General features: G+C 71.2%; 10 protein-coding genes. All 10 read right to left on the bottom strand.

Translation table 11 applies throughout. The features are described from left to right. Positions 1-137: 137 nt before the first annotated feature. On the bottom strand, positions 138-1,760 hold the full coding sequence (nuoN, locus tag LN042_RS06515) for an NADH-quinone oxidoreductase subunit NuoN (RefSeq protein WP_230049495.1): 1,623 nt from the start codon (positions 1,758-1,760) through the stop codon (positions 138-140). A gap of 5 nt (positions 1,761-1,765) precedes the next feature. Continuing rightward, positions 1,766-3,406, bottom strand: a complete 1,641-nt coding sequence (locus tag LN042_RS06510; RefSeq protein WP_230049309.1) for an NADH-quinone oxidoreductase subunit M — start codon at positions 3,404-3,406, stop codon at positions 1,766-1,768. A gap of 136 nt (positions 3,407-3,542) precedes the next feature. After that, positions 3,543-5,438, bottom strand: coding sequence for an NADH-quinone oxidoreductase subunit L (gene nuoL / locus LN042_RS06505; protein ID WP_230049307.1), 1,896 nt, complete (start codon positions 5,436-5,438; stop codon positions 3,543-3,545). 9 nt (positions 5,439-5,447) lie between these two features. Further along, the gene (nuoK, locus tag LN042_RS06500; protein ID WP_101381844.1) at positions 5,448-5,747 is read right to left on the bottom strand and encodes an NADH-quinone oxidoreductase subunit NuoK; all 300 of its coding nucleotides are present in this window, start codon (positions 5,745-5,747) and stop codon (positions 5,448-5,450) included. Then, the gene (locus tag LN042_RS06495) at positions 5,744-6,610 is read right to left on the bottom strand and encodes an NADH-quinone oxidoreductase subunit J (protein ID WP_230049305.1); all 867 of its coding nucleotides are present in this window, start codon (positions 6,608-6,610) and stop codon (positions 5,744-5,746) included. The genes nuoK and LN042_RS06495 overlap by 4 nt, the downstream gene beginning before the upstream one ends. Continuing rightward, positions 6,607-7,188: an NADH-quinone oxidoreductase subunit NuoI gene (gene nuoI, locus LN042_RS06490; RefSeq protein WP_230049303.1), complete on the bottom strand. Its 582-nt coding sequence runs from the start codon at positions 7,186-7,188 to the stop codon at positions 6,607-6,609. The genes LN042_RS06495 and nuoI overlap by 4 nt, the downstream gene beginning before the upstream one ends. 6 nt (positions 7,189-7,194) lie before the next feature. Beyond that, a complete protein-coding gene (gene nuoH / locus LN042_RS06485; RefSeq protein ID WP_230049301.1) occupies positions 7,195-8,607 on the bottom strand; it encodes an NADH-quinone oxidoreductase subunit NuoH in 1,413 nt (470 codons plus the stop codon). Beyond that, entirely contained in the window at positions 8,607-11,069 is a 2,463-nt protein-coding gene (locus LN042_RS06480) for an NADH-quinone oxidoreductase subunit G (protein WP_230049299.1), read from the bottom strand. The genes nuoH and LN042_RS06480 overlap by 1 nt, the downstream gene beginning before the upstream one ends. Continuing rightward, positions 11,066-12,430, bottom strand: a complete 1,365-nt coding sequence (gene nuoF, locus LN042_RS06475; protein WP_230049297.1) for an NADH-quinone oxidoreductase subunit NuoF — start codon at positions 12,428-12,430, stop codon at positions 11,066-11,068. The genes LN042_RS06480 and nuoF overlap by 4 nt, the downstream gene beginning before the upstream one ends. Then, positions 12,430-13,149, bottom strand: coding sequence for an NADH-quinone oxidoreductase subunit NuoE (gene nuoE, locus LN042_RS06470; RefSeq protein WP_230049493.1), 720 nt, complete (start codon positions 13,147-13,149; stop codon positions 12,430-12,432). Before nuoE ends, nuoF begins: the two co-directional genes overlap by 1 nt. Positions 13,150-13,158 lie beyond the last annotated feature (9 nt).

Raw genomic sequence — 13,158 nt, 5'->3', positions numbered from 1 at the left:
GATCACTGTACGGGCGTGCGGGTAAGGCGGGGAACGCGCCGCCGGGCCCGGGGTCGAACGCCCCGGACCCGGCTGTTCACGGCTCGTTCAGCGGACGGACAAGGGTCCCTCGACCCGCCGCCGACCCGCCGCGCGCATCAACGGACGAACATCGACGCCTTGGACGCCAGGTCCAGGAAGTACTGCGGCGCGAGGCCGAGCACCAGGGTGGCGGCCACCGCGACCGAGATGACCGTCGCCGTCGCGGTGCTCGGGATCACCACGGCGGGCCCGTTCGGCTGCGGGTCGGAGAAGAACATCAGCACGATCACCCGGATGTAGAAGAACGCGGCCACCGCCGAGCTCAGCACACCGACGATCACCAGCGGGATGGCTCCGCCCGCCGCCGCGGCCTGGAACACCGCGAACTTCCCGGTGAAGCCCGCGGTCAGCGGGATCCCGGCGAAGGAGAGCAGGAAGAGCGCGAAGACCGCGGCCAGCAGCGGCGAGCGCCGCCCCAGCCCGGCCCAGCTGGACAGGTGGGTCGCCTCGCCGCGGGAGTCGCGCACCAGGGTGACGGCCGCGAACGCGCCCAGGGTGACCAGGGCGTAGGCCAGCAGGTAGAACAGGACCGCGGCGATGCCCTGGCGGTTGGTGGCGATCACGCCGGTCAACAGGAAGCCGGCGTGCGCGATCGAGGAGTAGGCGAGCAGCCGCTTCACGTCCTGCTGGGTGACCGCCAGCACCGCACCGGCCACCATGGTGAGGATCGCGACGCCCCACATCACCGGGCGCCAGTCCCAGCGCACGCCGGGGAAGGCGACGTAGAAGACCCGCAGCAGCGCGCCGAACGCGGCGACCTTGGTGGCCGCGGCCATGAAGCCGGTGACCGGGGTCGGGGCGCCCTGGTAGACGTCGGGCGTCCAGGCGTGGAACGGCACCGCGGCGACCTTGAACAGCAGGCCGACCGCGAGCATCGCCAGCCCGATCAGCAGCAGCGCGTCGTTCTGGGTGGTGTTCGCCAGCGCCGGGGTGATCGGGGCGGTGCCCGAGATCGCGTCGGCGATCTCGGGCAGCCGGAAGCTGCCCGAGTAGCCGTACAGCAGGGCGCTGCCGAACAGGAAGAACGCCGAGGAGAAGGAGCCCAGCAGGAAGTACTTGACCGCCGCCTCCTGGGAGAGCAGCCGGCGGCGCCGGGCCAGCGCGCAGAGCAGGTAGAGCGGCAGCGAGAAGACCTCCAGCGCCACGAACATGGTCAGCAGGTCGTTGGCGGCCGGGAAGAGCAGCATGCCGCCGACCGCGAACAGGGTGAGCGGGTAGACCTCGGTGGTGGCGAAGCCCGCCCGGGTGGCCAGTTGCTCCTGCTCGCCACCGGGGGTGGCGGCCGCCTGGGCGGTGAACGGGTCCTGCGGCACGCCGTCGATCCTCGGGTCGAGGCCGCGCTCGGCGTAGCTGAGCACGGCGAGCACCGAGGCCAGGATGATCACGCCCTGGAGGAAGAGCGCGGGCCCGTCCAGCGCCACCGAGCCCATCGCCAGCAGCCCGCTCCTGGTGCCGCCGTAGCCCTGGATCGCCAGCACCAGCACGGCGGCGAAGGCGCCCGCCAGGCCGAGCAGCGCCACGCCGACCTGGGCCGGGTGGCGCAGCCGCCGGGGCAGGAAGGCCTCCAGCAGGATGCCCACCACGGCGGTGCCGAAGACGATCAGCATCGGGGAGAGCTGGCCGTACTCGATCTGCGGCGCCGGGATGCTGGGGGTGTTGCCGCTCGCGGCAAGGGTCATCAGGCTCACTTGGTCACACCTCCGGGGGTGGCGGCCACCGGGTGGACCGGGGCCGGATCGGTCCGGTGGACCTGGACGAGGGTGTCGGCGACCGCCGGGTTCACCAGGTCGGTGAGCGGCTTGGGGTAGACGCCGAGCGCGATGGTCAGCGCGATCAGCGGTGCGGCGACCAGCAGTTCACGCGCCTTCAGGTCCGGCATGCCGCTGACGCTCGCCTTGACCGGGCCGGTCATGGTGCGCTGGTAGAGCACCAGCACGTAGAGCGCGGCGAGCACGATGCCCAGGGTGGCGATGATGCCGAGCGCCGGGTAGCGGGTGAAGGTGCCGACCAGCACCAGGAACTCGCTGACGAACGGGGCGAGTCCGGGCAGCGACAGGGTGGCCAGGCCGCCGATCAGGAAGGTGCCGGCCAGCACCGGGGCCACCTTCTGCACCCCGCCGAAGTCGGCGATCAGCCGGGAGCCGCGCCGCGAGATCAGGAAGCCGGCGAGCAGCATCAGCAGCGCCGTCGAGATCCCGTGGTTGACCATGTAGAGCGTGGCACCGCTCTGGCCCTGGCTGGTCATCGCGAAGATGCCCATGATGATGAAGCCGAAGTGGGAGATCGAGGCGTAGGCGATCAGGCGCTTGATGTCCTTCTGACCCACCGCCAGCAGCGCGCCGTAGAGGATCCCGATCACCGCGAGCACCAGGATCCCGGGGGCGAAGAACTTCGAGGCGTTCGGGAAGAGGCCGAGGCAGTACCGCAGCATCGCGAAGGTGCCGACCTTGTCGACCACCGCGGTGATCAGCACGGCGGTTCCGGCGGTGGACTCGCCCATCGCGTTCGGCAGCCAGGTGTGCAGCGGCCAGAGCGGCGCCTTCACCGCGAAGGCGAAGAAGAAGCCGAGGAAGAGCGCCTTCTCCGCGCTCGAGTCGATCACCAGCTTGCCGTCGGCGATCGCCCTGGTGAGCGCCTGCAGGTCGAAGGTGCCCTGGTTCTGGTCGCGCGCGATGACGTAGAAGCCGATCACCGCGGCCAGCATCACCAGGCCGCCGAGCAGGTTGTAGAGCAGGAACTTGACGGCGGCGTAGGAGCGCTGCCGGGCCTGCTCGGGCCCGCCGGCCCGGTCGCCGAAGCCGCCGATCAGGAAGTACAGCGGGATCAGCATGGCTTCGAAGAAGACGTAGAACAGGAAGAGGTCGGTGGCCAGGAAGGACACCAGCACCATCGCCTCGACGGCCAGGATCAGCGCGAAGAAGCCCTGGGTGCGCCTGTTGTTCTCGAAGCTGCCGTCGGGAGCGGGCGTGCCCGCCACGGAGTCGCCGCTGTCCGGAGCGGCGTCGTGCCAGGAGGCCAGCATCACCAGCGGCACCAGCACCGCGGTGAGCAGCACCAGCACCGCGCCGATCCCGTCCACGCCGAACGAGAAGCTGATCCCGAAGGCGCGGATCCAGCTGTAGGACTCGGTGAGTTGGTACCGCGGGCCGTCCGGGGAGAACCTGGCGGCGATGACCGCGGCCAGCACCAGGGCGGCGACCGAGAAGCCGAGTGCCGTGGCCCGGCTGGTCCGCCGGCGGGCCTCGGTGGTCCCGGCGGGCAGTGCGGCGGTGACGACCGCCCCGACGGCCGGGACGGCGCAGGTGGCGGTGAGCAGGAAGCTCATGCGGCCACCTCGCTTCGCCCGGCGGGCGCGGAGCGCGGTGCGCGCCCTGTGACGACGGCCTCTCCCCCAGCCTTCGGCCGGGGGTCCGCGCACCGCTCGCTCATGCCGGAACCCCCCTGACACACAGCCAATTTCCTCATACCGACCTCATCAGGAGAGTCGTGGCGACCAGCACCAGCGTGCCGCCGAACATGGAGAGGGCGTAGGAGCGGACGTAGCCGTTCTGCACCCGGCGCACCCGGCTGGACAGGCCCCCGATGGTGGCGGACACCCCGTTGACCACGCCGTCCAGGCCCTTGACGTCGAAGTAGACCAGCGCGGCGGTGAGTGCCGAGCCGGGGCGCACCAGCAGGGCGTGGTTGATGTCGTCCTGCAGCAGGTCGCGGCGGGCCGCCCGGGTGAGCGCCGAGCCGACCGGCGGGTTGACCGGCACCGCGCTGCGTCCGTACACCAGGTAGGAGACGCCGATGCCGGCCACCATGCAGACGATGGTGATCAGGGTGACCGTGCCGGACGACAGCGGGGAGTTGCCCTCGCTGTGCCCGGTCACCGGGGTCAGCCAGTTGACGAAGGCGTCGTTGATGGTGAACAGCCCACCGGCCAGCACCGAACCGACGGCCAGCACGATCATCGGCAGCGTCATCACCCTCGGTGCCTCGTGCGGGTGCGGCAGCTCGCCCTTGCCGTCCGGCTGCCAGCGCCGCTCGCCGAAGAAGGTCATCAGCATGATGCGGGTCATGTAGAAGGCGGTGACCGCGGCACCGACCAGGGCCGTCAGACCCAGGATCCAGCCCTCGGTGCCGCCCTCGGCGAAGGCCGCCTCGATGATCCTGTCCTTGGAGAAGTAGCCGGACAGCCCGGGGAAGCCGATGATCGCCAGGTAGCCGAGGCCGAAGGTGGCGAAGGTGATCGGCAGGTGCTTGCGCAGCCCGCCGTAGTAGCGCATGTTCACCTCGTCGTTCATGCCGTGCATCACCGAGCCCGCGCCGAGGAACAGCCCGGCCTTGAAGAAGCCGTGGGTGACCAGGTGCATGATGGCGAAGACGTAGCCGATCGGGCCGAGCCCGGCGGCCAGCACCATGTAGCCGATCTGCGACATGGTCGAGCCGGCCAGCGCCTTCTTGATGTCGTCCTTGGCGCACCCGACGATCGCACCGTAGAGCAGGGTGACCGCGCCGACGCAGACCACCGCGAGCCGCGCGTCCGGCGCCAGGTCGAAGATCGCGTTCGAGCGGGTGATCAGGTAGACGCCGGCGGTCACCATGGTGGCCGCGTGGATCAGCGCGGAGACCGGGGTCGGGCCCTCCATGGCGTCCCCGAGCCAGCTCTGCAGCGGCACCTGGGCCGACTTGCCGCAGGCCGCCAGCAGGAGCAGCAGGCCGATCGCGGTGAGTCCACCGCGGCTCTCCTGCGGCGCGGCGGCGAAGACCTGGCTGAAGGTGAAGCTGCCGAACTGGGTGAACATCAGCATGATCGCGATGGAGAGTCCGACGTCGCCGACCCGGTTGACGATGAACGCCTTCTTGGCCGCGGTGGCCGCGCTCACCTTGTGCTGCCAGAAGCCGATCAGCAGGTACGAGGCGAGCCCGACACCCTCCCAACCGACGTACAGCAGCAGGTAGTTGTCGGCCAGCACCAGCAGCAGCATGGCCGCCAGGAAGAGGTTGAGGTAGCCGAAGAAGCGCCGCCGCCGCTCGTCGTGGGCCATGTAGCCCACCGAGTAGACGTGGATCAGGCTGCCGACCCCGGTGATCAGCAGCACGAAGACGATCGACAGTTGGTCCAGTTGGAAGGCGGCGTTCGCCTGGAAGCCGCCCACCGAGATCCAGCTGAACAGCTTGACGTCGACGGCCCGTTGGCTGACGGGCCGACCGAGCATCTGGAAGAACAGGACCAGCCCGAAGGCGAAGGAGACGGCGGCTGCCAGCACGCCGATCCAGTGGCCGGACCGGTCGAGCCGGCGGCCGCCGAGCAGCAGCAGGGCAGCACCGGCCAACGGCGCTGCGATGAGCAGCGGGATGAGTGAGTTCACCTGGGGCCCCTACAGCTTCATCAGGTTGCTGTCGTCGACCGAAGCCGAGTGCCTGGTACGGAAGATGCTGACGATGATGGCCAGGCCCACGACGACCTCGGCCGCGGCCACCACCATGGTGAAGAAGGCCATGATCTGGCCGTCCAGGTTGCCGTGCAGCCGGGAGAAGGTGACCAGGGCCAGGTTGGACGCGTTGAGCATCAGCTCGACGCACATGAACAGCACGATGGCATTGCGCCGGATCAGCACCCCCGCGGCCCCGATGGTGAACAACAGGGCCGCGAGGTACAGGTAGTTGACCGGATTCACTCCGCCTCCTCGGACGGCGACTCGTTGTTCGGCACGGTCTCCAGCGCGGCCCGCGGCGACGGCGGCGTGCCCGGGCGCGGCCGCTCGGAGGACGGCCGGCCCAGCCAGTCGGCGGTGCGGTTCTCCAACTCGGCCATCCGGCGCAGCATTTCGTGGCTGACGTCGCGGACCTGGCCGCGCTCGCGCAGGGTGCTCATCACCGAGTTCTCGGCGATCGAGCCGTCGGGCAGCAGGCCGGCGATGTCCACCGCGTTGTGCCGGGCGTAGACACCGGGCGCCGGCAGCGGGGTGACCTGCTTGTTCTCCCTGACCCGCTCGGCGGCCAGCTGGCGCTGGGTCAGCGGCGGCTTCACGTGCTCGCGGTGGGTCAGCACCATGGCGCCGACCGCGGCGGTGATCAGCAGCGCGCCGGTGACCTCGAAGGCCCAGACGTACTTGGTGAAGATCAGCCGGGCCAGGCCCTGCACATTGCCCTCGGCGTTGGCCTCGGCCAGGCCGGTGAAGTGGCTGAGCTTGGCGTTGGCGATGCCGGCGATCAGCAGCACCCCGAAGCCCAGGCCGCAGAGCACGGCGGCGACCCGCTGGCCCTTGAGGGTCTCCTTCAGGCTGTCGGCGGTGGAGACGCCGACCAGCATCACCACGAAGAGGAAGAGCATCATGATCGCGCCGGTGTAGACGACGATCTGCACCACGCCCAGGAAGACCGCGCCCTGGGCCAGGTAGCAGACGGCCAGCGCCAGCATAGTGGCGGCCAGGCAGAGGGCGCTGTGCACGGCCTTGCGCATGGTCAGCATGCCCAGCGCACCGCCGACCGCGATCACCGCCAGCACCCAGAACTGGACCGCCTCGCCAGTGGAGGTCATGGGGTCACCTCGCGCTCGTGCTTCTCCTGGGTGACGGTCCCGGGGGCGGCCTCGTGGACCTCGCCCCGGTAGTAGGCACCCTCGTCGGTCCCGGGGTACATGGCGTGCGGCGGCGCCACCATGCCCTCGGTGAGGCCGGCCAGCAGCTGCTCCTTGGTGAAGATCAGGTCCTTGCGCGAGGAGTCGGCCAGCTCGTACTCGTTGGTCATGGTGAGCGCCCGGGTCGGGCAGGCCTCGATGCACAGGCCGCACAGGATGCAGCGGGCGTAGTTGATCTGGTAGACCGCGCCGTACCGCTCGCCCGGCGAGTAGCGCTCCTCCTCGGTGTTGTCGGCGCCCTCCACGTAGATCGCGTCGGCCGGGCAGGCCCAGGCGCACAGCTCGCAGCCGACGCACTTCTCCAGGCCGTCCGGGTGCCGGTTGAGCTGGTGACGGCCGTGGAAGCGGGGGGCGGTGGGCTTCTTCTGCTCCGGGTACTGCTCGGTCAGCCGCTTCTTGAACATGGCCGTGAAGGTCACGCCGAAGCCTGCGGCCGGTCCCAGCAACGACGGCTTGTCGTGCTGCTCGGGCTCGGACATGTCGGATCAGCTCCCTTCGGACTGGTTGGCGCCGTTGAGCGCGTCCTGCAGTGGTTCGTCGGCGGGCGGCTGCGCCTGCGGCACCCGGCTGCGCCGGCGGGGCACCGGCGGCAGCTGCTGGCCCGGCAGCGGCGGCACCGGGTAGCCGCCCGCCATCGGGTCGAACGTGCCCCCGGCCGCCGGCCGGGAGGGGCCCCCGTGCGGCTCGCCGGCTGCCGCCGTGCCGTCGGGCTGCGGCTTCTCCTTGCGGCGCAAGACGTCCCAGACCAGTGAGAGCAGCAGCACCGCGCAGATCGGCGCGCCCACGTAGAGCACCACCGAGCCGAACTGCTCGCCCTGGTTGCGCAGCGCCCGGACGGCGGCCACCATCACCAGCCAGACCAGCGAGACCGGGATCAGCACCTTCCAACCGAGCTTCATGAACTGGTCGTAGCGGAACCGGGGCAGCGTGCCGCGCAGCCAGATGAAGAAGAACAGCAGCAGCTGGATCTTCAGCACGATCCAGAGCAGCGGCCACCAGCCGTGGTTGGCGCCGGTCCAGAAGGCGGTGATCGGCCAGGGGGCCCGCCAACCGCCCAGGAAGAGGGTGGAGGCGACCGCCGACACGGTGACCATGTTGACGTACTCGGCCAGCATGAACATCGCGAACTTCAGCGAGCTGTACTCGGTGTTGAAGCCGCCGACCAGCTCGCCCTCGGCCTCCGGCAGGTCGAACGGTGCCCGGTTGGTCTCCCCGACCATCGCGATGACGTAGACGATGAAGGAGACCGGCAGCAGCACCGCGAACCAGGTCGGCTGCTGCGAACTGACGATCTGCGAGGTCGACATGGAGCCGGAGTAGATGAACACCGCGGCGAACGACAGGCCCATGGCGATCTCGTAGGAGATCATCTGCGCCGACGAGCGCAGGCCGCCGAGCAGCGGGTAGGTGGAGCCGGAGGACCAGCCGGCCAGCACGATGCCGTAGATCCCGATCGAGGCGGTGGCCAGGATGTAGAGCAGCGCCACCGGTAGATCGGTGAGCTGCATCGGGGTCCGGGTGCCGAAGATCGAGATCTCGTCGTTGGCCGGGCCGAACGGGATCACCGCGAACGCCATGAAGGCCGGGATCGCGCAGACGATCGGCGCCAGGACGTAGACCACCTTGTCGGCCTTGGCGACCACCAGGTCTTCCTTGAGCGCCAGCTTCACACCGTCGGCCAGCGACTGCAGCAGTCCCCACGGCCCGTGCCGGTTGGGGCCGATCCGCAGCTGCATCCAGGCGACGACCTTGCGCTCCCAGACGATCGCGATCAGCACCGTGACCACCAGGAAGGCGAAGCAGAACACCGCCTTCAGCAGGACCAGCCACCACGGGTCGTGGCCGAAGTAGCTCAGCGTCTCGTAGTTGGCCGCAGCGGTCGTTGTCCAGGTGGGCATTACTCCTCCTCCCCTGCCGGAGCGATGGTCACCAGGTGACCGACGGTGGTGCCGAGCGCGCGGTAGGCCCCCGGGTCACTGGAGTTGATCGGCACCCAGACCGTGCGGTCGGGCTGCTCGGGGCTGATGTCCAGCGGCAGCACCAGCGAGCCGCTCGGGCCGGTGATCCGCAGCCGCCCGCCGCTCGCGCCGATCTCCGCGGCGGTGCCGGGCGACAACCGGGCGGCCGCCCGGTGCCGGGTGCCGGCCAGGTGCTCGTCGCCCTGCTGCAGGGTGCCGTTGTCCAGCAGCAGCCGCCAACCCGCCAGCACCGCCTGCCCGGTGGCCGGGCGGGGCAGCGGCAGCGGATGACCGGCCGGGGCTGCCGGGCGGTCGCCGGTCCACGGGCTGAGCCGGTCCAGTTCGCGGCGGGCCGCCCGGATGTCGGGGAGTCCGAGCCGCTGCCCGATGGCGTCAGCCAGCATGTTCAGCACCCGGAGGTCCGAGTTCGGCTGGTGCCGCATCAACTGGTCCGGCTTGAGGGCGGCTTCGAAGAGCCGCACCCGGCCCTCCCAGTCGAGGAAGGTGCCGGCCTTCTCCGCGACGGCGGCCACCGGCAGCACCACGTCGGCCCGTTCGGTGACGGCGGACGGTCGCAGCTCCAGCGAGACCACGAAGCCGACCTGGGCCAGCGCCTCGTCGGCCAGCTGCGGGTCCGCCAGGTCGTCCGGGTCGAATCCGCCGACCAGCAGGGCGTCCAGGTCACCGGCCACGGCGGCGGCCAGGATCTGCCCGGTGTCGCGGCCGAGGCGGGCCGGCAGCTCGGGCACGCCCCAGACGGCGGCCACCTCGGCGCGGGCCGCCGGCACGGTGACCGGGCGGCCGCCGGGCAGCAGGCCGGGCAGCGCGCCGACCTCCAGCGCACCGCGTTCCCCGGCCCGGCGCGGGATCCAGGCGAGCCGCGCGCCGGTGGCGTGGGCCAGGCGCAGTGCGGCGGTGTGGGCGCCGGGGATCTGGGCGAGCCGCTCGCCGACCAGGATCACCGCGCCGGGCCGGCGCAGCAGCTCGGCGGCCTCCCCGGCCTCGTTCTCCAGGCCGCTCTGCTCGGCCAGCGCGCCCAGCCACTCGGGCTCGGTACCGGGGGCCGCGGAAAGCAGCGTGCCGCCCAGCTTGGCCAGGCCGCGGGAGCGGTGGTCGGCGATCGCGAAGACCTTGAGGCCCCCCTTGCGGGCCGCCTTGCGCAGCCGCAGGAAGACGATCGGCGACTCCTCCTCGGGCTCGAAGCCCGCCAGCAGCACCGCCGGGGCCTGTTCCAGCGCCCGGTAGCCGACCCCGGTGCCGGCCCCCAGGTCGACGCCGAGCCCGGCGACCGCGGCGGCCAGGAAGTCGGCCTCCTCGGCGCTGTGCGGGCGGGCCCGGAAGTCGACGTCGTTGGTGCCGAGCACCACCCGGGCGAACTTGGCGTAGCCGTAGGCGTCCTCGACGGTGACCCGGCCGCCGGTGAGCACCCCGGCCCGGGCGCCGCGCAGCCCCTCGGCGGCGGCGGCCAGCGCCTGCGGCCAGGAGGTCTCGACGAGGTCACCGGTGGCCGGATCCCGGACCAGCGGGCTGGTCAGCCGGTCGCGCTGCTGGGCGTAGCGGAAGGCGAACCGGCCCTTGTCGCAGTTCCACTCCTCGTTGACCTCGGGCTCCTCGCCGGCCAGGCGCCGCATCACCTTGCCGCGCCGGTGGTCGGTGCGCAGCGAGCAGCCGGAGGCGCAGTGCTCGCAGACGCTGGGCGAGGAGACCAGGTCGAAGGGGCGGGAGCGGAACCGGTAGGCGGCCGAGGTGAGCGCGCCGACCGGGCAGATCTGGATGGTGTTGCCGGAGAAGTACGACTCGAAGTCGTCGCCCTCGCCGGTGCCGACCTGCTGCAGGGCGCCGCGCTCGACCAGCTCGATGAACGGGTCGCCGGCGATCTGCTGGGAGAACCGGGTGCAGCGGGCGCAGAGCACGCAGCGCTCCCGGTCCAGCAGCACCTGGCTGCTGATCGGGACCGGCTTCTCGTAGGTGCGCTTCATCCCGTCGAACCGGGAGTCGGCCTGGCCGCTGGACATCGCCTGGTTCTGCAGCGGGCATTCGCCGCCCTTGTCGCAGACCGGGCAGTCCAGCGGGTGGTTGATCAGCAGCAGCTCCATGACGCCGCGCTGGGCCTTCTCGGCGACCGGGGAGGTGACCTGGGTGCGGACCACCATGCCCTCGGTCACCGGGATGGTGCAGGAGGCGACCGGCTTGCGCTGGCCCTCGATCTCCACGATGCACTGGCGGCAGGCGCCGGCCGGGTCGAGCAGCGGGTGGTCGCAGAACCGCGGCACCTGGGTGCCGATCTGCTCGGCGGCCCGGATCACCAGGGTGCCCTTGGGGACCTGGACCTGGACGCCGTCGATGGTGAGCGTGACGAGCTCGACCTCGGTCTTGGCCGTCCCGGGCTCTGTGACGGTCACGCGTGCACCTCCCTCTCGGTGGCGGGCTTGGGGGCGGCGGCCCGGGGGCTGTCGGCCCAGACGGTGGCGGCGGCCGGGTCGAACGGGCAGCGGCGCTCGGTGAGGTGCTGCTCGTACTCGGCGCGGAAGTGCTGCAGCGAGGAGACGATCGGGCTGGCCGCACCGTCGCCGAGGGCGCAGAAGGACTTGCCGTTGATGTTGTCGGCGATGTCCAGCAGCTTCTCCAGGTCGCCGGGCAGGCCCTGGCCGGCCTCGATCCGGTTCAGCAACTGGACGAGCCAGTAGGTGCCTTCGCGGCACGGGGTGCACTTGCCGCAGGACTCGTGGGCGTAGAACTCGGTCCACCGGGTGACCGCGCGGACCACGCAGGTGGTCTCGTCGAAGACCTGCAGCGCCTTGGTGCCGAGCATCGAGCCGGCCGCGCCGACGTGCTCGTAGTCCAGCGGCACGTCCAGGTGCTGGTCGGTGAACATCGGCGTCGAACTGCCGCCCGGGGTCCAGAACTTGAGCCGGTGACCGGCCCGGACCCCGCCGCTGACGTCCAGCAGCTGGCGGAGCGTCACACCGAGCGGCGCCTCGTACTGACCGGGGTTGGTGACGTGCCCGGAGAGCGAGTAGAGCGTGAAGCCCGGGGACTTCTCGGTGCCCAGCGAGGTGAACCACTCCTTGCCGCGGGCCAGGATCGGCGGCACCGAGGCGATCGACTCCACGTTGTTCACCACGGTCGGGCAGGCGTAGAGGCCGGCGATGGCCGGGAACGGCGGACGCAGCCGGGGCTGTCCGCGCCGGCCCTCCAGCGAGTCCAGCAGCGCGGTCTCCTCGCCGCAGATGTAGGCGCCGGCCCCGGCGTGCACGGTGATGTCGAGGTCGGTGCCGCTGCCCAGGATGTTCTTGCCGAGGTAACCCGCGGCGTAGGCCTCGGCGACGGCGGCGTGCAGCCGTCGCAGCACCGGGACCACCTCGCCGCGCAGGTAGATGAAGGCGTGGTCGCAGCGGATCGCGTAGGAGGCGATCACCATGCCCTCGATCAGCGCGTGCGGGTTGGCGAAGAGCAGCGGGATGTCCTTGCAGGTTCCGGGCTCTGACTCGTCGGCGTTGACCACCAGGTAGTGCGGCTTGCCGTCGTTCTGCGGGATGAACTGCCACTTCATGCCGGTGGGGAAGCCGGCGCCGCCGCGGCCGCGCAGGCCGGCCTCCTTGACCAGGGCGATCACGGCGTCGGGCGTCATCTCCAGGGCCGCGCGCAGCCCCTGGTAGCCCTCGTGGCGGCGGTAGGTCTCCAGGGACCACGGCTTGTGGTCGTCCCAGGAGGCGGAGAGCACGGGCGTGAGCAGCTTCTCGGCCGGCTCGGTGGCGGTCATCACGCTTCCGTCCCTTCGTTGCGCGGCGAGACCACTCGGGCGCCGGGGGTGCCGGGCAGTTGCTCGCCCTTGGCGAGGCGCAGGCCGGCCAGGCTGGGGGCGCCGCCGGCGCCGGACTCGTCGACCGCGCCGGGCCGCTCGTCGGGGAACCCGGCCAGCAGCCGGGCGGTCTCCTTGAAGGTGCAGAGCCGGGCGCCGCGGGTGGGCCGCACCTCCCGGCCGGCCCGCAGGTCGTCGACCAGCTGCTTGGCGCTGTCCGGGGTCTGGTTGTCGAAGAACTCCCAGTTGACCATCACCACGGGCGCGTAGTCGCAGGCGGCGTTGCACTCGATGTGCTCCAGTGAGACCGCGCCGTCCTCGGTGGTCTCGTTGTTGCCGATCCCCAGGTGCTCCTTGAGCTCCGCGAAGATCTGGTCGCCGCCGAGCACCGCGCACAGCGTGTTGGTGCACACCCCCACGTGGTACTGGCCGGCGGGCCGGCGGCGGTACATGCTGTAGAAGGTGGCGACCGCCGTGACCTCGGCCGTGGTCAGCTCCAACTGCTCGGCGCAGAACCGGATCCCGGTGGCGCTGACGAAGCCCTCCTCGGCCTGGACCAGGTGCAGCAGCGGCAGCAGCGCGGACCGCGACTGCGGATAGCGGGCGATCAGTTGCCGGGCGTCGGCCGCCAGCCGCTGGTGCACCTCGGGCGGATATGGCTTGGCCGGCAGCGCCGGCAGGCCGAGTTC

The sequence above is a fragment of the Kitasatospora humi genome (genome assembly GCF_020907985.1).
GTDB classification, from domain to species: Bacteria; Actinomycetota; Actinomycetes; order Streptomycetales; family Streptomycetaceae; genus Kitasatospora; species Kitasatospora humi.
The sequence above is the reverse complement of the archived record's forward strand: the minus strand, read 5'-3'. Positions and strand labels throughout refer to the sequence as shown.